Origin of the sequence: Niallia alba, assembly GCF_012933555.1 — a bacterium.
In the GTDB taxonomy this organism is placed as follows: Bacteria; Bacillota; Bacilli; order Bacillales; family Cytobacillaceae; genus Niallia; species Niallia alba.
The window spans coordinates 2,798,820-2,820,858 of the sequence record NZ_JABBPK010000001.1; the positions used below are offsets into that span (position 1 = coordinate 2,798,820).

20 protein-coding genes and 1 other annotated feature are annotated in these 22,039 nt (G+C 34.7%); of the genes, 5 read left to right on the top strand and 15 right to left on the bottom strand.

The genetic code is table 11. The annotated features are described in order from the left end of the window. Positions 1–43: 43 nt before the first annotated feature. The 5 genes from clpP to HHU08_RS13415 all read right to left on the bottom strand — a co-directional run bounded on the left by clpP (position 44) and on the right by HHU08_RS13415 (position 3,899). A complete protein-coding gene (clpP, locus tag HHU08_RS13395; protein ID WP_016203638.1) occupies positions 44–625 on the bottom strand; it encodes an ATP-dependent Clp endopeptidase proteolytic subunit ClpP in 582 nt (193 codons plus the stop codon). Between the two features lie 29 nt (positions 626–654). Next, on the bottom strand, positions 655–1,269 hold the full coding sequence (locus HHU08_RS13400) for a sigma factor (protein WP_169188655.1): 615 nt from the start codon (positions 1,267–1,269) through the stop codon (positions 655–657). Positions 1,270–1,356: 87 nt separating this feature from the next. After that, positions 1,357–2,829: a DUF4153 domain-containing protein gene (locus HHU08_RS13405; protein ID WP_169188656.1), complete on the bottom strand. Its 1,473-nt coding sequence runs from the start codon at positions 2,827–2,829 to the stop codon at positions 1,357–1,359. A 96-nt stretch (positions 2,830–2,925) separates the two neighbouring features. Further along, entirely contained in the window at positions 2,926–3,570 is a 645-nt protein-coding gene (locus tag HHU08_RS13410) for a permease prefix domain 1-containing protein (protein ID WP_016203634.1), read from the bottom strand. Then, positions 3,567–3,899 (bottom strand): PadR family transcriptional regulator, encoded by a 333-nt coding sequence (locus HHU08_RS13415; protein ID WP_016203633.1) that lies wholly within the window; start codon positions 3,897–3,899, stop codon positions 3,567–3,569. The genes HHU08_RS13410 and HHU08_RS13415 overlap by 4 nt, the downstream gene beginning before the upstream one ends. A gap of 327 nt (positions 3,900–4,226) precedes the next feature. Between HHU08_RS13415 and HHU08_RS13420 the strand changes: the two genes are divergently transcribed. From HHU08_RS13420 to HHU08_RS13430, 3 genes are all read left to right on the top strand, one after another. After that, complete coding sequence (locus HHU08_RS13420) at positions 4,227–5,093, top strand: YitT family protein (RefSeq protein WP_016203632.1); 867 nt, start codon at positions 4,227–4,229, stop codon at positions 5,091–5,093. A gap of 205 nt (positions 5,094–5,298) precedes the next feature. Then, on the top strand, positions 5,299–6,672 hold the full coding sequence (locus HHU08_RS13425) for a sensor histidine kinase (RefSeq protein WP_169188657.1): 1,374 nt from the start codon (positions 5,299–5,301) through the stop codon (positions 6,670–6,672). After that, positions 6,669–7,346, top strand: coding sequence for a response regulator transcription factor (locus tag HHU08_RS13430; RefSeq protein WP_016203629.1), 678 nt, complete (start codon positions 6,669–6,671; stop codon positions 7,344–7,346). The genes HHU08_RS13425 and HHU08_RS13430 overlap by 4 nt, the downstream gene beginning before the upstream one ends. A gap of 95 nt (positions 7,347–7,441) precedes the next feature. On the opposite strand, the gene HHU08_RS13435 is transcribed toward HHU08_RS13430, so the two are convergent. The 5 genes from HHU08_RS13435 to proB all read right to left on the bottom strand — a co-directional run bounded on the left by HHU08_RS13435 (position 7,442) and on the right by proB (position 12,237). Then, positions 7,442–8,011 carry a YdhK family protein gene (locus HHU08_RS13435; protein WP_169188658.1) on the bottom strand — a complete coding sequence of 190 codons (570 nt, stop codon included), beginning with the start codon at positions 8,009–8,011 and terminating at the stop codon, positions 7,442–7,444. A 488-nt stretch (positions 8,012–8,499) separates the two neighbouring features. Continuing rightward, positions 8,500–8,703 carry a DUF2933 domain-containing protein gene (locus HHU08_RS13440; RefSeq protein WP_016203626.1) on the bottom strand — a complete coding sequence of 68 codons (204 nt, stop codon included), beginning with the start codon at positions 8,701–8,703 and terminating at the stop codon, positions 8,500–8,502. A 66-nt stretch (positions 8,704–8,769) separates the two neighbouring features. Further along, positions 8,770–9,669 carry an AEC family transporter gene (locus HHU08_RS13445; protein WP_016203625.1) on the bottom strand — a complete coding sequence of 300 codons (900 nt, stop codon included), beginning with the start codon at positions 9,667–9,669 and terminating at the stop codon, positions 8,770–8,772. 205 nt (positions 9,670–9,874) lie between these two features. Then, positions 9,875–11,122 (bottom strand): glutamate-5-semialdehyde dehydrogenase, encoded by a 1,248-nt coding sequence (locus HHU08_RS13450; protein WP_169188659.1) that lies wholly within the window; start codon positions 11,120–11,122, stop codon positions 9,875–9,877. Positions 11,123–11,139: 17 nt separating this feature from the next. Continuing rightward, the gene (gene proB / locus HHU08_RS13455) at positions 11,140–12,237 is read right to left on the bottom strand and encodes a glutamate 5-kinase (RefSeq protein ID WP_169188660.1); all 1,098 of its coding nucleotides are present in this window, start codon (positions 12,235–12,237) and stop codon (positions 11,140–11,142) included. A 64-nt stretch (positions 12,238–12,301) separates the two neighbouring features. Next, positions 12,302–12,508 (bottom strand) — a binding site (T-box leader). A 213-nt stretch (positions 12,509–12,721) separates the two neighbouring features. Here proB and HHU08_RS13460 point away from each other — a divergent pair. Beyond that, entirely contained in the window at positions 12,722–13,837 is a 1,116-nt protein-coding gene (locus tag HHU08_RS13460; protein ID WP_016201461.1) for an IS4 family transposase, read from the top strand. A 182-nt stretch (positions 13,838–14,019) separates the two neighbouring features. Here the strand turns inward: HHU08_RS13460 and HHU08_RS13465 are convergent, their stop codons facing one another. The 3 genes from HHU08_RS13465 to HHU08_RS13475 all read right to left on the bottom strand — a co-directional run bounded on the left by HHU08_RS13465 (position 14,020) and on the right by HHU08_RS13475 (position 18,252). Beyond that, positions 14,020–14,796 carry a Cof-type HAD-IIB family hydrolase gene (locus HHU08_RS13465; RefSeq protein WP_169188661.1) on the bottom strand — a complete coding sequence of 259 codons (777 nt, stop codon included), beginning with the start codon at positions 14,794–14,796 and terminating at the stop codon, positions 14,020–14,022. A gap of 386 nt (positions 14,797–15,182) precedes the next feature. Next, positions 15,183–16,154 carry a DMT family transporter gene (locus tag HHU08_RS13470; protein WP_169188662.1) on the bottom strand — a complete coding sequence of 324 codons (972 nt, stop codon included), beginning with the start codon at positions 16,152–16,154 and terminating at the stop codon, positions 15,183–15,185. Positions 16,155–16,539: 385 nt separating this feature from the next. Next, positions 16,540–18,252 carry an ABC transporter ATP-binding protein gene (locus tag HHU08_RS13475; protein WP_016203622.1) on the bottom strand — a complete coding sequence of 571 codons (1,713 nt, stop codon included), beginning with the start codon at positions 18,250–18,252 and terminating at the stop codon, positions 16,540–16,542. Between the two features lie 648 nt (positions 18,253–18,900). Here HHU08_RS13475 and HHU08_RS13480 point away from each other — a divergent pair. Further along, positions 18,901–19,818, top strand: coding sequence for a LysR family transcriptional regulator (locus tag HHU08_RS13480; RefSeq protein WP_101731090.1), 918 nt, complete (start codon positions 18,901–18,903; stop codon positions 19,816–19,818). Between the two features lie 210 nt (positions 19,819–20,028). Here the strand turns inward: HHU08_RS13480 and trpA are convergent, their stop codons facing one another. After that, a complete protein-coding gene (gene trpA, locus HHU08_RS13485) occupies positions 20,029–20,820 on the bottom strand; it encodes a tryptophan synthase subunit alpha (RefSeq protein WP_169188663.1) in 792 nt (263 codons plus the stop codon). A 4-nt stretch (positions 20,821–20,824) separates the two neighbouring features. Beyond that, positions 20,825–22,021: a tryptophan synthase subunit beta gene (gene trpB / locus HHU08_RS13490; RefSeq protein WP_101731088.1), complete on the bottom strand. Its 1,197-nt coding sequence runs from the start codon at positions 22,019–22,021 to the stop codon at positions 20,825–20,827. Between the last annotated feature and the right edge of the window lie 18 nt (positions 22,022–22,039).

Genomic DNA, 22,039 nt, shown 5'->3' on the forward strand with positions numbered 1-22,039 from the left:
TTAAAAAAGGCATCCACTAATAAACGGATACCTTCTTCCTTTTTTATTTTGCAGTAATTATCTCATCCACAATCCCATAATTTTTGGCTTCCCCTGCACTCATAAAATAATCTCTTTCCGTATCATTGGCAATTTTTTCAATAGTTTGACCAGTTTTATCTGCAATAATTTGATTAATATGTTCTTTCAACTTTAATATCCTTTTCGCTGATATTTCAATTTCGGTCGCCTGTCCCCTCGTTCCTCCAAGCGGCTGATGTATCATAATTTCGCTATTCGGTAAAGCATATCTTTTTCCTTTCGCACCTGCGAGAAGCAGTAACGCCCCAAAGGATGCAGCCATGCCTGTGCAAATTGTACGAACATCTGGTTTAATATAGTGCATCGTATCATAAATAGCAAAGCCAGCAGAAGTTGAGCCACCAGGACTATTAATATATAAAGAAATATCTTTTTCCGGATCTTCTGCTGCGAGAAATAGCAGTTGAGCCACAATGTTATTAGCTACTTGGTCATTGATTTCATCCCCAAGCATGATAATTCTATCCTTCAAAAGCCGTGAATAAATATCATAGGATCTTTCTCCATTTGCTGATTGTTCAATTACATAAGGAATTGTACTCATTTTTATAGCCTCCCGTACCGATAATTTTTTTAAGCTGCCATAAGCATTGTTTGGTGAGACAAATATTTTTTCGCTTTTTTCACTAAAATGATGTCTTTATAGATAGAATTAATTAGAATAGCTGGATCTTCTTTCTTTAGTACTTCATAGTACATGCTTCGAATGATTTCCTTATTTTCATCATAAGGAACTTTCACTATTGTATTTTCTTTTTTCACTTGATTTCTGGCCCGAAATAATATCGATTTCACAGCAGTTTCTGTCATATTTAACAATTCGCCAACTTCTTTTAAGCGAAATTGAAATCCTTCTACGAGCATATAAACAATTCCTTGTTTAAATGTCAGTTTTTCAGCTAGTAATTCTGCCAGCATCATGGAAGTTAAACTGTTTTTTTCTATTCCTGTTTCGTTTGTTTTGATTCCAATCATTTCTTGCTTTTTTCTTATCTTATCAATCAATTGATTATTGGCAATTTTTTTAAGCAAAGCAGGTGTAATATCTTTCTCTTTATAATTCTCCAGCGCTTTTAAAATAGCATCCTGGATTAAATCTTCCCGCTCCCATTTATCCAGCGAAAGGTACTTGCAATAATGATCAAGTTTTTGATATAAATCGTCTATATTTTGTATTTCCCTCCTCATTAATACATCCCTCCTTTTACTGTTTATATATAGAACGTTTGAGATAGCGAAAAAGATACGGGTCATAAAAAAATAATTATTCTTCCTCTAATTGTTATTTTTTACATTTTGATTTTCAGAAATTTTCTTATCAAAATCGATTTTTCCAAGCAACTTTCTAGCACGGTCTTCCACAATATTATAGCTCTGCCATTTTTGTTTCTTCTGCTGAAGGAGTTCCTTTTTAGCAAGCAATAAATGTTTTACACTTTTCATTTCCGGATTGCTTTCGTAATAATCCACTAAAACTGGAATGGTTGAATATGATAATGCATCTATATAGGAAAAATCAATTAAATTTGTTTCGTCAAAGCGCTGCAAATTCTTGCTGACGATTAATCGATCGATATCCATTACATTTAGTCCACAATAATATAATAGGGACAACAATAAGAAAAAGCGTATAAGTTGAAGTTTCTCCACCCAAATTTTTATTAGTGTAAACGAGAAAAATACCGCTAAAAAGATAATGAAAGAATGAGAAAACAAACGTAAATACGTATAGCCATACGCCTGTTCATATAAAGACAATCGTAAATGAGCAGACAAAAGAATGATAAAGCTAAAAACAATTAAAGAGGATAAAACTATTTTTAAGAAAAGAGTACGGTTTTTAGCAAATCTGTTTACTAATAAAATAATGGATATATTAATAACTGTTACGATAATAAGTTCAAAGAACCCCCTTCTCGCATAGGTTGCATAGGTGAAACCATTTATTAATACATCATTGAAGAAATATTGAAATTGTATGACGGTATAAAATATATACAGTCCATTAATAGAAAGTAAAATTGTTAATAAAGTTGCTTGTTCCCATCTTCCTTGTTTAACCTTTCTCTCTTTTGGGATGATAATCGACTTCTTACTAATTGTTTTCATTAATAGTAATAGAAAAACAAAGATAAAACCAATTCGTATTAACGTACTTATTTCATCTACTTTAAAAGAAACAAGCCAGGTAATTATTGTTTCGACCATCGTACTAAAATGCTGATCTGACATACTGAGCAGGAAAATCAGTATTATCAAAATTGGCATAACAATAACAATTCCTAATAATATTCTTTTCATTGCTACATAATCCCTTTCATTGGCACGTCTTTTTACCGATTTTCGAACAAGAAAGGTTAAATATTTTCCTAATTTAAAAAAGGAAGATACTTTCTTTTGAATATAAAGAAAGGCGTCTATATTACTCCAATGAAGAAAAGCGGGACTTGTAATTAACACAGTGTGAAATCCAATTAAAATAAAAACAACTAAAAGATTTAAGGGATAAAAATAAGGATTACCAATAAAAACAAATGATAATGTTAGTAACCATATGCATACGAATATGTAAATGCCTATTAGACGATGTGTATGTGTTTGTTTCCTCGTTAGATAAAAATAAAAAACATAAAAGACAACAACAAAAATACTAAGAGAAATACCGATTGTCTCTGTAAACAATGTCACTTCAGCAATAATTGCAAGTAAAAAACAACCTATGAAATAAATAAAATTTTTCTTGTTCATTTTATTCTCCCCTTACATAGTTATTCTATATAGTCAAATAAAAAATAAATAGAATTTCATTGCACAGTAATACTAGGTAGTATGCAAAAGAACAACTTATACCGATCTCGTTGTTCCATAGCGAAATGCGAGAAAACATATTGGATATAACATAATCGTAAAAGAAATACAGATAAGGATAAATTCTGGTGTTAATAATGGATCAAATATTGTTGACGGAATGATCTTAAAGACAACGGAACACATAAGTAAAAGATTAGGAACTAACGAAATGCAAAAGGTCTTCATTAATAGTTTTTTTCCGCCAAGTCCAAATTCCTTGCCCACTTCATATCCAAGCAAAAGCCAAAAGAATAAATAAAGTATAATAAGAAAAAACGGAATACTTGTTAGGAATAACCATAATTTGCTGATTGTTGGATTAGATAGGTGATGATAAATTACCGTCAACCCAATACCTCCTACAAAGAAAAACAAATTTGCAAAAAAGAAGTTCCATTGCGTTTTTTTGGCAGTCATCGTTAGCTCTTCTTGATACAATGCAGCAATTTCCTTTGGGAATCCTAATCTTTCTATTGCGATGGTGATTGCTTCTTGTTCTGTATATTGTTTTTCTAAAACAATATCTTCTAACATATCCGCTAGATGAAGTTCATATTCCCTACATATTTCTTCTGATTGTTCATGCTCTTTTAGTAAATCCCGCAGCTGTTGCATGTAGGATTCTTTTGAAGCAATCATACGCCTTTTCTCCCAATGACTTTATCAATCGTTTGCACAAAGTTTTTCCATTCCGCTGTTTTTTGCTCTAATATTTGCTCACCAGCCACTGTAATTTGGTAATACTTTCTCGCTGGCCCCTTTTCTGATTCCTTCCAGAAAGATTTCACATATTCTTGTTTTTCTAATTTATGTAGCGCTGGGTATAATGTCCCTTCTTTGACTTGCAAGGAATAGTCACTTCTTTTCTCCATCTCTTTCACTAGTTCATATCCATACATTTCCTTTTCTGCTAATAACTGAAGAAGTATTAAGGATGTACTACCTTTTACTAACTCTCTGTTAAACATAATTTCACCTACCTAGAATTAAAATGTACTATGTTAATATTGTATCGTTCGAATTGTTATTATGCAATATTAAATACTATTTGTTCTTCTAAATTTTTTTATCGTTTTTTTTCTGATACTATATAAAATGATAAAGTGAAACTTCCATCAGTGTTTTTTTTCCGTCATCCCCCACTGATGGTTAGTTGAACCAATCGGATCTTAACGGGCAGTTAGTTGATCTCCCACCTATCCTCCTCGCATTCTCCTAAGCTTGAGGGGGAGTCTAACTGTCCGCTAAGAATGAGATAATTTTTTTAATAAAGTTTGTTGAAAGGTGATCTACTCATGGTAAAAACCCATAAAAAAGAAAGTACCGCCCACTTAATCATTCGATATTTGATGCTAACAATAGGTGCAGGTTTTGCAGCAATCGCAATTGATTTATTTTTAGCTCCAAATACAATTATTGATGGTGGAGTTATTGGAATTTCACTGATTCTTAAATATAGTTATGGCTTAAACTTCGGAATCCTTGTCTTTATTATCAACCTACCTTTTTTATTTGCTGGCTATAAATATATTGGGAAAAACTTCTGTATTTCTTCCCTTTATTCAATCATTATGCTCGCAATCATTGAGTTTTTGCTTGAACACTTTGAACCAATTACCACCCAGCCGCTACTTGCTACAGTTTTTGGTGGGTTATTGCTAGGTGCAGGTGTTGGCATTGTCATTAGAAATTCAGGGGCATTAGACGGTACAGAAATATTAGGCATCCTGCTTACTAAAAAAATCCCCTTTTCTGTTGGAGAATTTGTGATGTTTATTAATGTCTTCATTTTCTCTTGGGCTGGTTTTGTTTTAGGTTGGGAACAAGCAATGTTTTCAATTCTTACCTATTATATTGCAAGTAAAGCAATTGATGCGGTTATTCAAGGATTTGATGATACAAAAGCTGCGATGGTTATTTCGGATGAATATGAAGAAATTGCCCAAGCACTTTCTGACCGGCTAGGAAGAGGAGTAACAAAGCTTAAAGGAAAAGGTGGCTATTTGGATCAGGAAAAAGAAGTATTATATGTAGTGTTTACCCGATTAGAGGTAGCAAAGTTTCGAAGCATTGTTCAAGAAATTGACCCAAATGCATTTATTACAATTATGGATACACAAGAAGCACATGGTGGGAAATTCTCTAAATCTGCCATTCATTAAGCAAGTTTTTTTCTATTGGATATTTTCCCACTGACCGAAGTTTTCTTTATGTGTAACAAGACTCCATTGCTTTTAAGAAGCAATGTGAGTCTTGTTTTGCTTTCAAACTATTAATACCCTCTATAAAAATTTCATATTTCTCCATAAAATCTTGAAATTTATCCTTTATACTTGAGAAAGTAGCTGAAATATTAGGAGATAGACGATGAAGAAACTCTCAATAAAAATTGGAATCATATTTTTTTGCATTATTTTCGGACTTATTACCTTTATGCTCTTCCTATTACATGAAGCAGTTGTGGAAAATAGAGTAAAGGAGGAATTAAATGCTCTACAATCAAGAGGAAACTCACATCGAACTGTATTAGAAAAGCATTTTAACAAAGAAATAATCGAACATGTTATTTTGATGGAATCTGAATCAAACACGGACGTAGTAATTACAGATGAAAAAAAGAATATACTTAGTTCGTCCATAACTAACCATTCATATGATAAATATATAAAAAAAGAATTTGGTGATATTCCATACAAAGGGAAAATCGCGGAAGGGAATTGGCGGCAAGAACCGGTTATTTCTACAATGAGTCCCATAAAGATTAATGGACAGACAAGTGGTTATGTATTTATGTTTCAGGATACTGAGTCGGTACATAATCTCATTCAAAGTTTAAATAAACATTTTCTTTTAATAGGCTTCATCTCTGTTTTTATTACCATTATTATTATCATTTTCTTATCGCGTGGTATTACCAAGCCTTTAATTCAAATGAAAGAAGCAACCTCTCAAATCAACAAAGGAAATTTCGCTGTCACCCTACCACAGAAATCAGCAGATGAATTAGGTGAATTAGCCACTTCTATTGAAACACTAGCAACTGATTTAAACTATTTAAAAAGAGAGCGTAATGAATTTTTAGCGAGTATTTCTCATGAACTTCGAACACCATTAACCTATATAAAGGGATATGCAGATATCCTTCTAAAACAGAATCCTCCTACAGACGAACGGGAGAAATACTTAGCGATTATTGTGACAGAAATAAATCGGTTGAATCTATTAATTCAAGACTTATTTGAGCTGGCTAAAATAGATAAAAATTCATTTGTCATAAAAAAAGAGAAAATTGATTTAAGTATTTTTCTAAAAAGACTTGAACGAAAGCTCACACCTGCTATTAATGAAAAAAACATGATATTTAATGTTCACAATCCAAGCAGCTTAAATTTACATGCCGACCCGATTAGACTCGAACAAATTCTCCTGAACTTATTAGATAACGCCATAAAATATTCAAAAACTGGTGGTTTAGTAGAATTGAAGGTTTGGAAAGAGAAGAAAACGATTCATTTCTTAATCAGAGATAACGGAAAGGGAGTTCCTGAAAAAGATATTCCTTATATATTTAACAGATTCTATCGCGTGGAAAAATCACGAAAAAGATCGCTTGGTGGCACTGGTTTAGGACTTTCCATTGTTCAAGAGCTAGTTCATGCGCACGGAGCTGAAATTACCTTAAAAAGTCAGGAACAGATAGGTACCGAATTTGAAATTATTTTTAAGGAGAATGAAAAATGAAAACTTTATTACTAGTGGATGATGAACCGATTATGCTAGATTTATTATCTTTATACTTGTCTCCATTAGGCTATACATGCATCAAATGCAATTCAGGAATGGACGCTATCAACTTTATCGAATCCAATGAGATAGACTTAATTCTATTAGATGTTATGATGCCAGAGATGGATGGCTTGGAAACTTGTAGAGAAATAAGGAAGAACTGGAATACCCCTATCATTATGTTGACAGCAAGAAGCGAAAAAGCCGATATAGTTAAAGGGCTAGAATATGGAGCTGATGATTATATCGCAAAACCATTCGATGAAGAAGAATTGGTTGCAAGAATAAATGCCGTTTTACGTAGATTGAAAACAGATTCAAAAAAAATTATCTTTAAAGGTCTCAAATTAGACAAAAACTCCTTCCAAGTAACTTTTAATGGACAGGAAATTGTCCTTACACCAAAAGAATTTTCCTTATTAACCTTATTTTTATCCAATCAAAACTTGGTGTTTTCAAGAGAGCATTTAATTACAACCATTTGGGGATATGATGTATCAACAGAAGACCGAACCATTGATTCTCATATTCGCAACCTACGGGACAAGCTGCGAAAAACAGGATTTCCTGCAGATACTTATTTACAAACTGTTTGGGGTGTTGGCTATAAATGGACAGATCAGGATTGATATTGTATGCATTAGTACTTTCACTACCTATTTTTAACAGTATCATAATCCCCCTCCCTCTTTGATTATTTATTTTGAGAGAGGGGGATTATTAGTTATTCTACTTGTGACAATTCGCTTTCTGTTACCCATTTATGATAAGTAACATCCTCCCCTGTCTCCGTATCTTGATAATCTACCATATAAACAGTTGTTTCTTCTGCTGAATCAATAGTTGCTGTGACATCATCCATCCCTTCCATATGTTCAGCATTTATTATGACTTCGTCTCCTGCTTGATAGCTGTCATTTGTAGCATTCTCGATTTCCTCATGAATGACCCATTTATGATTTTCTACTTTCTCCCCCCCATTTAAAGGCGTATAAGTTATTGTATAAACAGTAGTATCGAAAGCACCAGAAATGGTAGCTTCAGCTTCGTTCATTCCCGGCATATGATCTGCATGGATAATAGCTTTTGAACCTACTGGATAAGTTTGATTCAGAGCTTCTTTTAGACCTTCCGGAACATCACTTGTACCTGCATGATTCATTCCCTCATGACCTTCCATCATATTAGAACTTGAATCACCTTTTGGAGCTGCATCATCTTTCCCAGTACATGCAGCTAAGGCAAACATTGCTACTAAAGATACTAGACTAAATATAATTTTCCTTCTAATCATGATTATCATCCTTCCTAACTTGGTTATGTCCATAATTAGAGTACTTTATATATGTGCAATTATCGTGCAGATTTCTTTATAAATAGGAAAGGGACTGGGACATAATGAACTAAATAGATACTCTGTAAAGACGAATAATCCCTAATTAACTATTAAATAATGGTTGCTTTCGCATACTTGGTTTGGTTATTTGTGCTTTTAAATGTAGTCATATGTAAGAACTAGTTCGTTCCATTGCTCTAAGCGGGTCAGCGCAAGTCCCACGGAAAACGAAGTGTATTCCGGCTGCGGGTAATGGTAATAAACTTCATGGAACACCCTTTTAAAAACAAAGAAAAAAACCAAAACTATTATACGAACCTTTTTTAGCATGTTCGTATAATAGTTTTGGTTTATCTTTAGCTAGAATGATTATATCCCAACCTCCCTTATCCCGCACTGATGGATAAGCTGCCCGTTAAAATTGGGATAAATTCCATTCTATTGTTCTATGATTCTTTTCTCTCAATCGTTGAAAGAGTATCGATTTCTTTTCTCAACTTTCCATTTTCCAACTCAAGGCTTTTTACTCTATCATCCAAATCTTTTGATGTATGTGAATGATGATGCTTGTTGTGTCCAAACATGCCTTTCATACAAAATAGCATCATTAATGGACAAATTAGTAACGTAAGTAATTGTAACAATCCCATTTTATCATCCCTCCATTTATAACATAATCATATCTATAAAATATGGAGATTTTATGGAGAAATATATTAAATCAAGGACAAAATAACCGGTAAAGTTATTAAACTTGCAATTGTACTAAAAAAGGTGGCACTGGAAACAAAATCTGGTTCTGTTCCATATTGGACAGCATAGAGTGTCGTATTCGCTGCTGCTGGCATTCCAGCTAGTAAGACCATTATTTGCTTTAACATCTCATCTACTGGCAAAATAAATGTCAACAGCCATGCAATAACTGGAGATACAATCAACTTTAAAAACAAAGAAATGGATAAAGGCCGATAAGCAATATTTTTTACACTTACATTAGCAAGCTGGATTCCCAAAACAAGCATCACTGTCGGAATAGCTGCATTCCCAACTAATTTAATCGCTTCAAGCATCGTTTCTCCAACAGGAATATGGAAGAAATGAAAAAAGGCACCTAGTATAGCCCCATACATAACTGGTACTTTAAGTACTTTCGTTAATGTGTCTTTACCATTCCCGTCTTCCACAGAGCCTTTTGCTGCATAGTAGACACCTATCGTTACCATAATTAATTGCTGAATAACCATCAGGATAACAGCATAATGCAATCCTGGCTCACCGAAAACAAATAAAACAAGTGGTGTGCCATAATTGCCATTGTTCATAAATGCAGAGGATAAGATCATTCCACATGTCTTTCTTACCGAATAACCCCTAAAATAACCAATGATAGAAACAATTGCAACAATAGCTAATACTAAAGTTAAGGCATAAAGAGTCATATACAAATAGTCCATTGTAAAAGTTGTTTCATAAAATACACTAAATGACAACAATGGTGTCATCAAATAAACAGAAACAGCCGAAACGGATTTTATATCAATATGAAGCATTTTTTGTCCAATGAATCCAACTGAAAAAATAAAGAAAATTGGTAATAAAATACTTAAATACTGCACTATCATCATCCAATCTTAATAAAGTATGATATGTCCTGTTGCATCAAACATTTTATAAGATAAAGTGAAACTTCCATCAGTGGAGGTTTTCCGTCATCCCCCACTGATGGTTAGTTGAACCAATCGGACCTTTACGGACAGTTGATCTTCCTCGTATTCTCAGAAGCTTACGGTTACTATCCGTTAAGTGGGGGATAAAATGCAGTTATTTTCTAACTTGGCCATCTCCATAAATAAAGTATTTAACAGATGTTAATGCATTTAGCCCCATTGGACCTCTCGCATGAAGCTTTTGCGTACTTATGCCAATCTCTGCCCCATAGCCAAATTCAAATCCATCTGTAAATCTCGTACTAGCATTATGATAGACTGCGGCGGCATCTACTCCTGACAAAAATAGCTCGGCATTCTCTTTGTTTTCGGTAATAATTGCTTCCGAGTGCTTTGTGCCATAAGTATTAATATGGCTGATTGCATCTATAACATCCTCTACTACCTTTATACTAATCTTTAAAGCGGAATATTCCGTATACCAATCTTCTACTGTTGCTTCTTTTGCAAAAGAAAAAGAGGAACACACTGTATTATCTCCATAAATCTCTACAGCATTATTATGCAGTGCCTCTAAGAGAGACAATCCGTATTGATCAAACCAATTTTTTTCTATCAAAATAGTCTCTAAAGCGTTACAAACAGACGGACGCTGGGTTTTTCCGTTTAGACTAATATTAAATGCCATTTCCCTATCTGCTGTTTCATCAATAAATAAATGACAATTTCCAGCACCTGTTTCAATGACTGGAACAGTAGCTTCTTTTACTACCGTGTCAATTAATCCTTTTCCCCCACGAGGTATTAACACATCTAAAAATTCCTTTAAATGAAAGAGTTCCTTCGCTGTTTCTCTGCTCGTATCTTCAATCAACTGCACAGCATCTCTTGGCAGTACAGATTTATCAAGCGCTCTATGAATCGTGTTAACTAGTGCCATATTAGAATGTTTTGCAGATGAACTACCTCTTAAGACAATACTATTTCCTGTTTTCAGCGCAAGGCTCGCTGCATCTATCGTGACATTAGGTCTTGCCTCATAAATCATCCCCATCACACCAATTGGGACAGTTTTCTTCCTTATTTTCAGTCCATTTTCTTTTTCCATTTCTTCTACTACTTCGCCAACAGGGTCCTTAAGCTTAACCAACTCCTTTAGTGCTGAAGCCATATCCTCAATTCGCTTTTCGTCAAGCATGATACGATCTAAAATGGAAGTCGATAAACCATTTTCTGCCCCACTTTGAAGATCTTTTTTATTCTCTTTTATAATTAAATCTTTCTCTTCTATTAATTGATTGCTGATTAGTAGTAATGCCTCATTCTTCTCATCGGTTGTGTAATTTAGTAATTGATAACTTGCTTTCTTCGCTAATTTGCCTTTTTGATAAACCTCGCCCATTTTTCATCTCTCCCATTTCACATTTTCACCCATTTATCACGGTGAATGACTTCCAATTTTGGATGTTTTTCTATTTTTTGTTCTTCTGCCCTTTGTAAAATAATTTCTTTTAGTTCTTCAGAAGAATAAAGTACTTCCCCTTTTCCGATAACGCCATTTACTCCATACACTTCCACAACATTTCCTTTTTCAAAGAAACCTTCCACTTTATAAATACCTGCTGGCAGCAAGCTACTGCCATTATTCATTAGAGCTATTTCTGCCCCTTCATCGACATATAGACTTCCTTCTACAGTAGAATGGAGGGAAATCCATTGACGATTACTATTTATCGATGTTAAAGCAGCAGAACCAATATAAGTTCCATCACCTTTGTCCTCCATTATATCGATTAACTTATTTTCCCCTTCCCCTTTTCCAATAAAAACCTTTACTCCTAAAGTATTAGCCGTTTCCGCTGCAATCAGCTTTGATTTCATGCCACCTGTACCAACCTTAGAGCCAGAACCTTTTGCAGCAGTCTTCCATTCTTCCGTAATTTCCGGCAAATAATTGATTCGTTTCGCAGAGGAGTCTTCTTTTGGATTCTTGTCATATAACCCATTAATATCTGTTAGAATTATTAGCTGATCAGCATGGATAAGCCCACTAACAAGAGCTGATAACATATCATTGTCTCCAAACGTTAACTCTTCTACTGATACTGTGTCATTTTCATTTATAATTGGCAATATGCTTCTTTCTAACAATTCAGTCAATGTAGAATAAGCATTTCGGTACCGATCCCGCTTAGAAAAATCATTTCGCGTAATGAGGACTTGTGCTGGAACTATTCCAAACTTACTTAATTGTTCATTATAGCTTTGAATCAATAAGCTTTGACCAACTGCTGCTGCAGCCTGTTTCCCTTTCAATGTCACCGGTCTTGAAGGATAACCGAGCTTTGCAAAGCCAGCAGCCACTGCTCCTGAAGACACTAAAAGGACTTCATGGCCTTTATTTCTTAAATTTGCAATACTTGCGATATGGTCACTTAGTTTAGATTGATCGATAGCTCCTTTTGAATCCGTTAAAGAGCTGCTGCCAATTTTTACGACAATTCTTTTCTTCTCCATTCTATTTCCTCCGTACTTTATTAAACCTGCTTCAATGGAATAAAAAAGCCCTTTTCCATCCTAAACAAAGGACGAAAAAGGGCTTTCCGTGGTACCACCTTAATTGAATCAATAAAAATATTGATTCCACTCTGTCTGATAACGCAAGAGATGCGCCTACTTTAATAGGACTTGAAAGGTAGGTTCTGTGTACTTTCATCATGAAGTCTTTCAGCTTATAAACTCCACTCTCTTTTATGAAAGCTACTCACATACTAGTCCTTTCGCTTCGTTCCGTTTTCTTTTTACTAATTATAAGCAGTTTTTTCAATCGTTTCAATCGTTTTTTGAAATTTATTAATAATCACTAGTGTTGCATTAATTTATTTTCACTATTAAAAATACTTAAAATGTTCAATTTTATTATTTTATGCAAAGAAAAAGTCCTTTATAATGGATAAGTCAGGTGGTAACCCGTCCAAATCCACTAAAAAAGGACCAACACATGGACAAGATTACACGAAAAACTTCATTTGGACAATGGTTTTCACCAATAAATCTTCAACTTTTTGAAGAAACCGTGAAAACGTTGAAATTAGATTACTATACGAAAAAACTAAAAACAGACTCATTTCTAAAATTACTCCTTTTTGCACAGCTACAAGAAGTCGAAAGTTTGCATGAGCTAAGCGATTGTCTTTTCGACGACCAACTACAAAAAGGCATTGATCTTGATTCAATCAGTATTTCTCAGCTCTCACGCCGATTAAACGGTATAAATCCAGATTTATTTCAAAGGCTTTTCCTTGATTTAGTCGCACAAATTCATGCAAAAACACATTATACAAAGCTTATTATGCCGTTAAAAATCATTGATTCAAGCACATTGCCACTTAATTTGACCAATCATAAATGGGCAAAGTTCCGCAAAACAAAAGCGGGTGTCAAGTTGCATTTGAGACTTGTGTTTATGGAAAAAGGGAGTTCCTATCCTGAAAAGGCTGTTTTAACAACGGCAAAAGAACATGATCGTGGTCAGCTTGAAATCATGGTTGATGATAAAGAATGCATGTATGTGTTTGACCGTGGCTACCTAGATTACGAGCGCTTTGACCGAATGACAGATGATGGTTACTTTTTTCTTTCAAGGCTACGGAAAAACGCAGTCATACGGGAAGTTTATAATTTTAAACTACCCGAGAATTCAGCTGTTTTGTCAGATCAAATGGTGTTGATTGGTACGACTCAAAACCGTGCTGAAAATTACTTTCGTCTTCTAAAAGTGATGGATTCAAAAGGAAATGAACTGCATTTAATTACCAATCGTTTTGATTTGAGTGCCGAAGAAATTTCAGAGATGTACAAATCACGGTGGGCAATTGAGTTGTTCTTTAAATGGATCAAACAGCATCTCAGCATCAAAAAGTTCTACGGTCAAAGTGAATGGGCGATTCAAAACCAAGTGTTTATCGCACTGATTGTTTTTTGCCTACATGTTCTCGTACAACTTGAAACAAGAAGTAAGCGAAAAACCTTACAAATTAGCCGTTATTTAAGGGCTGCATTGTGGAAACCAGCCCATATCTGGCTTCGAAAGATTGAAGGGAAAGCCATCCCTTAATAAGCAAATTGTTGTTGTCGCACAAGTCTAATTGTAAAAAAAACCCAAATGGATGGAGCCACCTTTGAATAGGTATTTACCTTTTTGGCTCTAAACAAGGAGGATAATGAGACTGAAAATTGCGACAATATTTATGCAACACTAGTGAGAAAAACATATTTCAGTATGACAATTAGAATGGATTATTTTTTTACTTCGGCAACTTCCTTTTTTAATGCCCATTTTCTAATCGCGTATGCAACACCATTTTCATTATTCGTTAAAGTCACAACATCTGCTGTTTGTTTTACAATTTCTTGAGCATTTCCCATTGCTACCCCTATCCCAGCTTCTTTAATCATGCTAATATCATTTAGGCTGTCCCCAGCTGCTAATACTTGATCCATTGTGATATGTAATAGCTCACATACTTTTTTGAGCCCTCTTGCCTTATTTATACCTAATGCATTTACCTCAATGTTAACTGGTGATGAATTACTAATTTCAAAACAGTTTTTCTCGTTTAAACTGTTTAAAACTTGTTCACGGACTTGATCATCTTCTATGTGAAAGCCAAATTTAAGCCATTCTGATTTACTTACATCTTCAGGCATTTTATCTATCCATACTTGATCACAACTAGCTGCCCACATATTTGCTTTATGCTGCTGTGCTAATTCCCACATCCATTGAATATGGGTAGCGTCTACAAGATTTCTTTCGATTAAATTCCCATTCATATCCCATATTTCACTACCGTTCACTGTTACTAAAAAGGTTTTTAATAAAAGGCTTTTCGCATGATCTCTACAGGTCGCAATGGATCTACCGGTACTTAATACTACATGCACCCCTTGATCATGAGCCTCTTTAATTGCTTTTTTATTCTCCTCCGGAATTTCACCTTTTTCGTTTAATAACGTACCATCCATATCCAGTGCAATTAATTTAATCTCTTTCTCTTCTAACTTCTTTGTCATTTTGCTTTTCCTCCTAATCATTAATTTTAGAAGTGATAGCCAAAAAACACGACTGTCAGAATACCGTATTCTTAAAGGCTCTATATCTATCCGTTTTGTTACCTTAAGTTTGATTTTTAAAACAAAGCAGCCTTTGTCCTTACATTTACTATGTATGAAATTCCGTAAATTTACCTTTATGACTTCTTAATCAAACCACGATGCACCTAAAAATCAACTTATTTCGGACTAACTAAATCAAACTTCTAAATTTGTAAATATCTATTCCTACTCATTAACATAGTATAACGATTCTATTGGAAAAAGTAAAAAATTCCGATAACTCCAAATAAACTTAATAAACCTTAAGAATCTTAACAAATTATTAACGAATACTCTAAAGAACATCATGATGCTTCCACGCTACTATTTATGTGTATTTTCTTACTCGAATATACACTGTGAAAAATCATTCCAACCATAACCAGACTAATTCCAAAAAAACTTACTGGACTCGGTAAATGAGCGGAAAGAAATAAAACTTCTCCTATTAAAGCAAATAAGATTTCCAATGATTGTGTTGCTTCTACTGCACCTAATTTAACCATATTGTCCTTCACTAAGTCAGTTGCTGCAAAAAATAATATTGTCGCAATTATCCCAGAAAATACGGCAACTATAGCAGATTGGATAATTTGCTGCCTTCCGGGTATCCCTACAGTAAACGTACCAATAAGCGATAATACGAGCCAAAAAGGAATGCTTGCAATTGTCATCCCTAATACACGTTGAAAAACATCTAGCCTCCCATTACAAATCACCATCATTTTCCGATTACCTAATGGATAAGCGAATGCTGAGATAAGAATTGGTATAAAACAAAATAAAGCCTCCTTTAACGAAATGGATACAGCGAATTCTAATTGCATAATAATGACACCTAAAACAATTAATATGGAAAAGGATAGACTTTTATAGGGGATTTTCCTTCTTACTATTTGAATACTTCCATCTCTTCTCATTTTTTCCTCATAAAATAAAGGTGCCAGAAGTGTTCCAGAAATAATCGTGATCTGCCATGTTCCTGCTACAAGCCATCCTGGTCCATAAGCACCTGCTAAACAAATTCCACCATAAAAAATTCCAAACCCGATTGTACTCCAGAGCATCCAAGAAACTGGGTTTTTCTTTAATTCTTGCCAAACTGCCGATGCATTCTTTCGACACACTACTATTACAAGCAATAGCGGAACCATGAAAAAATAACGTAAGGATGCACTCCATATCCAGTTTCCTCCACCTATTTCCATGGACTGATTTAATACAAATGTGACTGCAAAAAATAACGCAGCAAATATCCCTAAAATAATTGGTCTCAACCACTTGCCCCTCTTTCTGATTTAATATTCAAAAAACTTATATCCAATATATCGCATATCGGATAATTAGAACAGTATTTTTTATGATGTAAAATAAGCTGGGACATAAGTATTTTCAACCAAATAACCCCGAACGATTATACGTACATGCTAAGAGAAGTTCGTATAATTGTTTGGGGTTTTATTCATTTTAAGAAAGAAGGTTTGTGGTGATCACCCGCAGACGGAATACACTTCGCTTTCCACGGGGCGAGCCCCTGGAGCGAAAAGCAACATCCCTATTCAAAGAGACTAATAAATATACTATAGACAAACCTCTATTTCTAAAATTCAGGGTTTGTCGACAGTCTGAGGGTCTGTACTATTATAAGTACAGACCCGAAAATTAGCGTTGATATTGAACACGATGAAGATTAGCAAAAATACCATTACGTTCTAATAATTCATCATGTTTCCCTTCTTCTTCTATCCCATTTTCCGTTACTACAACAATACGATCCGCATTACGGATAGTCGCAAGACGATGAGCTATAATTAGTGTAGTTCGATTTTTAGCTAGCTCATTTAAAGAGTTTTGAATAATTAATTCTGTTTCTGTGTCAAGTGCAGAAGTCGCTTCATCTAATATGAGAATTGGTGGGTTTTTCAAGAACATCCGTGCAATCGCAATTCTTTGTTTTTGTCCACCTGATAATTTCAATCCTCTTTCACCAATTTGCGTTTCATAGCCATCTGGCAATTTAAGCACTAAATCTTCGAGATGCGCTCTTCTAACCGCCTCATGGATTTCTTCATCTGTTGCATTTAAATTTCCATAGGCGATGTTTTCCTTTAACGTGCCTGTAAATAAAAAGACGTCTTGTTGAACAATTCCAATTTGTGACCTTAATGATTTCATCGTCATATCTCTAATATCGATACCATCAATTTTGATACTTCCACTATTTACGTCATAAAAGCGTGGGATTAAAGAACAAATAGTTGTCTTTCCAGCCCCAGAAGGACCGACAAATGCAATTGTTTCTCCGGCATTTATGGACAAATTAATGTTTGTTAAAACAGGATTACTGTCATAGCTAAAGGTTACATCCGCTAATGCAATATCACCATTTAAGGAGTTTATCTCTATTGCATCTTTACGATCTAGAATCTTGGGTTCTGAATCTAACAAGTCTAAGAAGCGCTTGAAGCCAGCCATCCCTTTAGGATATAGTTCTAATATTGCACTAATTTTATCAATTGGTTTTTGTAATATATTCACAAAAAGGATAAAGGATACTAATTCCCCAATTTTCATTTGTTCATTAAAAGTTAACCAGGCACCAAATACTAAAACGACTAATGTAAAGAATCTCATTAACATATACACAGAGGATGAGGTAATGGACATTACTTTATATGCGCCAATTTTAGCTTTACGGAATCTTCTATTGTTAACTGTAAATCTAGAAATCTCATACTCTTCATTTGTAAAAGATTGTACAACACGCACACCAGATACACTATCTTCTACTCTAGCATTTACATCTGCAATATCTCCATACATTTGTCCCCATGCTTTATTCATGCTTCGATTACAGTATGTAATGAGCCAAACAAGGATCGGCACGATAAAGATAACGATTATTGCTAGTTTTACATTGATCGTCAACATAATCCAGAACGCGCCTACAAAAGTCATAATAGCAATAAATAAATCCTCTGGTCCATGATGAGCAAGTTCTCCAATGTCAAATAAATCATTGGTAATCCGACTCATAATATGTCCTGTTTTCGTATTGTCAAAAAACGAAAACGACTGTCTTTGTACATGGGTAAATAATTGACCTCTCATATCCGTTTCAATATTTATTCCTAACTTATGTCCCCAATAGTTAACAATGTATTGAAGAAAGGTACTTGTTACATATAATAGAAGCAGACCTACGCCTACAGATAAAATGGAACTCCAATTTCCTTCTGGTAGTAATTCATCAATATACCAAGATACCGCAAGTGGAAAAGCGAGCTCTAATAATGCAACGACTATCGCGCTGGAAAAGTCGAGCGTAAATAATTTCTTATGAGGTTTATAATATGAAAAAAAGCGTTTAATCATGATTGTTCTCCTTCACACCTATCCTTTTCTAGATTTTCGTATCATTCTAGTCAACTATTTTTTTGTTCCTATTGTTCCCTTTAAGCAGTTATTTTTAACTCCCCTTATTCTTATACAGAAAACTTCCATCAATGGGGTTTTTTCCTCACGCCAAACTGATAGTTAGTTGCACTTATCGGACCTTTATAGGCAGTTACAGTTATCCCCCACTAGCTTCTTTGATTTTACCCAGCATGAGGTAGGAGTCTTACTGCCCGTTAAGAGTGGGATAAATGTTCAAATCAAATAGTTTTGTTTCCATTTTCTGCTATAACTCATATTGAGAATCATTATTGATTATAGAGGTTATTTGCTTTTTCCACAAGAAAAATATTTAAAATTCCGAAATAAATACCGAACTATGCTTCTTAAACTAGGAGATATGGATGATTAATAAAAACAGACAAAAATCAATTTAGTAAATATTCATTATTTTTCAATAATTCTATCAACTTATATATTTATCCTTGCTAGTTTTTAGTATAATAATAGATAGAATCAGTTTCCTATTCCTTTTTTTTGGAACACTCTTAATATTCTCTCCATCTAATTTTTAAAAGTTTGCTTTCGCATCAGCTATTCTATTGTTTTATAAAGGAGCGTGTTTTTTTGGATTATCATTTATTGACCTTCGTAACAGTTGCTGAAAAACTAAATTTTACTAGGGCAGCCGAAAGCTTACATATTACTCAATCTGCAGTAACGCTTTCCATAAAAGCACTTGAAAAAAAGTATAATGTTACCTTTTTAGACAGAACGAATAAATATGTAAAACTTACTAAAGCAGGAGAGCTATTCTATTTTCATGCAAAGAAGATTTTATCTGAGTACAAGGAAGTGAATGATTTAATTGAACATCTTTCAGAAAAGAAAAGTCGTCCTCTCGCCATTGGTTCTAGCTTTACATTCGGGGAGTATTTACTTCCAAAAGTGATTGCTGAATATTTAAAATTGGACGAAAAACGCGATGATCCCATGATAAGTATAAGAAATTCCAATCGTGTTATTGCCCAATTACTTCGGGGAGAGATTGATTTAGGAATCATTGATAGTAATTTAAAAAGCCATCCCCATTTAACGATAACTCCATTTAAAGAAGATGAACTTGTCGTCATTGTCAGCAAGAATCATCGGTTCGCCCATCTTTCATCTGTAGATTTAGAGAAATTATATGATGAAACTTGGATACTTAGAGAAGAAGGGTCAGGAACAAGAGAAATCGTTAATCATTTTTTTCAAAACCATGCCTTTCATCCTCCAATAATCCGCTCATTTGGCAGTACACAGATTATTAAAGAATCGGTAGAAGCTGATTTAGGAATTTCCATCGTTTCTAAATACGCCATCCAGAAAGAAGTTTTTATGGGAAGCCTTAGGATGCTCCGGATAAAAAACGAGTCAATTCTAAGATACTTTTCCTACATTGTTCCTGAATTTACTTTTAAACAGTATGCTGTGTCACCTCTTATTAACGAGCTGACTAAGGAAAACAGACAATTATATAAAAATCTTAATTTTGGAGAGTAATTTACTGATAGGCCAACCATTTATCCCACTCTTAACGGACAGTAAGACTCCCCCTCAAGCTTATGAGAATACGAGGAAGCTAGGTGGGGGATCAAGGAAAACCCCCACTGATGGAAGTTTCACTTTATGGAACAGTCCTTTTTATTGAGGAATGGTTTAAACACAAATTCTCCTTCATTCAAGTATTAGAATGAAGGAGAATTTGTTATTTTAAATAGCAGATAATGTATTTCCTTTTTTGCTTGCAGCAATTAGCGCTTTTATTTCATCTAAATTATTCTGTGAAAATAGTTCAACGATTCTACTCCCTACAATAACACCATCACAATATTCTGCCATGCTCGCAACGTGTTCTGGCGAAGAAATTCCGAATCCAGCAAGGACGGGAATTGGGCTAACTTCCTTCACCTTTAATAAATGAGCACCTAAATGAGCTTGGAAGTTTGTTCTAGATCCCGTGATACCCGTAACTGTAACTGCGTATAAAAATCCCTTTCCTTTTTTTGAAATATTTTCAATCCGATCGATAGGACTTGTTAGGGTTACTAATCGGATAATTTCTACATTGTGCTTTGCTGCTAGTTCTTCTAGTAGCACTTCTTCTTCAACTGGTAAGTCAGGTACTATCAATCCATTAATTGCTGCTTTTTCACAGTCTTGGAAAAATGACTCTGGTCCATAGGCTAAAACTGGGTTTAAATAGGTCATTATGACAAGGGGTATGCTAGTTAATGATCTAAAGGATTGAATTGTTTCGAAAACACCTCTCAAAGTCGTTCCAGCTTCAAGCGAACGGATACCTGCCGCTTGAATAATAGGGCCATCCGCTACTGGGTCAGAAAATGGAATACCGAGCTCAATGGCAGTTGCACCTGCTTCTTCAAGGAAGAGAACTTTATCTTTTAAAGTCTCCAGCCCTCCATCTCCAGCCATAATATATGGAACAAATGCTTTATCTCCTTTTTCGAGTGTCTTTTTAAAGGCAGCTTCGATTGTTATCATATTGTTACTCCTCCATTCTTTCCATAACTGTATTTACGTCTTTATCTCCTCTTCCAGATAAACAAACAATTATTCCTTCTTCTTTATTCATTTTAGCTGCCAGTTTCACCGCATAGCTAATTGCATGAGCACTTTCTAAGGCTGGAATAATCCCTTCCACTTTACAAAGCAGCTGAAGTGCTTCAAAGGCTTCGTCATCTGTAACAGACTCATAGGTTGCCCGTCCAATATCATGTAAAAAACTATGTTCTGGACCAATTCCAGGATAATCTAAACCTGCTGAAATAGAGTGTGCTTCTTGAATTTGCCCATCTTCATTTTGCAGTAAATACATATAAGATCCGTGTAACACACCTGGTTTGCCTTTTGATAAAGAAGCAGCATGCTTATCTGTATGAAGACCATGTCCTGAAGCCTCTACCCCATATAAAGCGACACTTTCATCTTCAATGAAAGGATAAAAAATCCCCATCGCATTACTTCCTCCACCAATACAAGCAACAATTGCTTCAGGTAGGTTGCCAACTTTTTCAATATATTGCTTTTTAGCTTCTATCCCAATGACACTTTGAAAATCACGCACCATCATTGGAAATGGATGTGGTCCCATTACAGAGCCTAATATATAATGGGTATCTACTACATTTGTTACCCAGTAGCGTAATGCTTCATTACAAGCATCCTTAAGTGTGGCACTCCCTGAAGTAACCCCTATTACTTTTGCACCTAATAATTCCATTCGAAATACATTTAATTTCTGTCTTCTAATATCCTCTTCCCCCATAAAAATCGTACATTCTAAGTTTAATAGTGCACATGCTGTAGCAGTTGCTACGCCATGCTGTCCAGCTCCTGTTTCCGCAACCACTTTCTTTTTTCCCATTCTTTTCGCAAGAAGAGCTTGCCCTAGAGAATTATTAATTTTATGGGCACCTGTATGATTCAAATCTTCTCTTTTTAAATAAATTTTTGCCCCACCCGCATATTTTGTTAAATTCTCTGCAAAATAGAGCGGTGTTTCTCTACCCACATAATCCTTTAAAAGTTTATTTAAGTCTTCATGGAAGGCAGCGTCTTTTTGTGCCTTCTTATATGCTGCTTCCAGCTCTGTTACTGCCTGCATCAATGTCTCTGGAACATATCTTCCTCCATACATTCCAAAATGTCCTTTATTATCTGGATATGCATATGTTTCTGTCATGTTAAGCTCCCTCTTTTC

Bases quoted from the DNA above. Each gene is read 5' to 3' on its own strand.
- clpP (WP_016203638.1), bottom strand. From the start codon at position 625: ATGAGTACAATTCCTTATGTAATTGAACAATCAGCAAATGGAGAAAGA.
- HHU08_RS13400 (WP_169188655.1), bottom strand. From the start codon at position 1,269: ATGAGGAGGGAAATACAAAATATAGACGATTTATATCAAAAACTTGAT.
- HHU08_RS13405 (WP_169188656.1), bottom strand. From the start codon at position 2,829: ATGAACAAGAAAAATTTTATTTATTTCATAGGTTGTTTTTTACTTGCA.
- HHU08_RS13410 (WP_016203634.1), bottom strand. From the start codon at position 3,570: ATGATTGCTTCAAAAGAATCCTACATGCAACAGCTGCGGGATTTACTA.
- HHU08_RS13415 (WP_016203633.1), bottom strand. From the start codon at position 3,899: ATGTTTAACAGAGAGTTAGTAAAAGGTAGTACATCCTTAATACTTCTT.
- HHU08_RS13420 (WP_016203632.1), top strand. From the start codon at position 4,227: ATGGTAAAAACCCATAAAAAAGAAAGTACCGCCCACTTAATCATTCGA.
- HHU08_RS13425 (WP_169188657.1), top strand. From the start codon at position 5,299: ATGAAGAAACTCTCAATAAAAATTGGAATCATATTTTTTTGCATTATT.
- HHU08_RS13430 (WP_016203629.1), top strand. From the start codon at position 6,669: ATGAAAACTTTATTACTAGTGGATGATGAACCGATTATGCTAGATTTA.
- HHU08_RS13435 (WP_169188658.1), bottom strand. From the start codon at position 8,011: ATGATTAGAAGGAAAATTATATTTAGTCTAGTATCTTTAGTAGCAATG.
- HHU08_RS13440 (WP_016203626.1), bottom strand. From the start codon at position 8,703: ATGGGATTGTTACAATTACTTACGTTACTAATTTGTCCATTAATGATG.
- HHU08_RS13450 (WP_169188659.1), bottom strand. From the start codon at position 11,122: ATGGGCGAGGTTTATCAAAAAGGCAAATTAGCGAAGAAAGCAAGTTAT.
- proB (WP_169188660.1), bottom strand. From the start codon at position 12,237: ATGGAGAAGAAAAGAATTGTCGTAAAAATTGGCAGCAGCTCTTTAACG.
- HHU08_RS13460 (WP_016201461.1), top strand. From the start codon at position 12,722: ATGGACAAGATTACACGAAAAACTTCATTTGGACAATGGTTTTCACCA.
- HHU08_RS13465 (WP_169188661.1), bottom strand. From the start codon at position 14,796: ATGACAAAGAAGTTAGAAGAGAAAGAGATTAAATTAATTGCACTGGAT.
- HHU08_RS13475 (WP_016203622.1), bottom strand. From the start codon at position 18,252: ATGATTAAACGCTTTTTTTCATATTATAAACCTCATAAGAAATTATTT.
- trpA (WP_169188663.1), bottom strand. From the start codon at position 20,820: ATGATAACAATCGAAGCTGCCTTTAAAAAGACACTCGAAAAAGGAGAT.
- trpB (WP_101731088.1), bottom strand. From the start codon at position 22,021: ATGACAGAAACATATGCATATCCAGATAATAAAGGACATTTTGGAATG.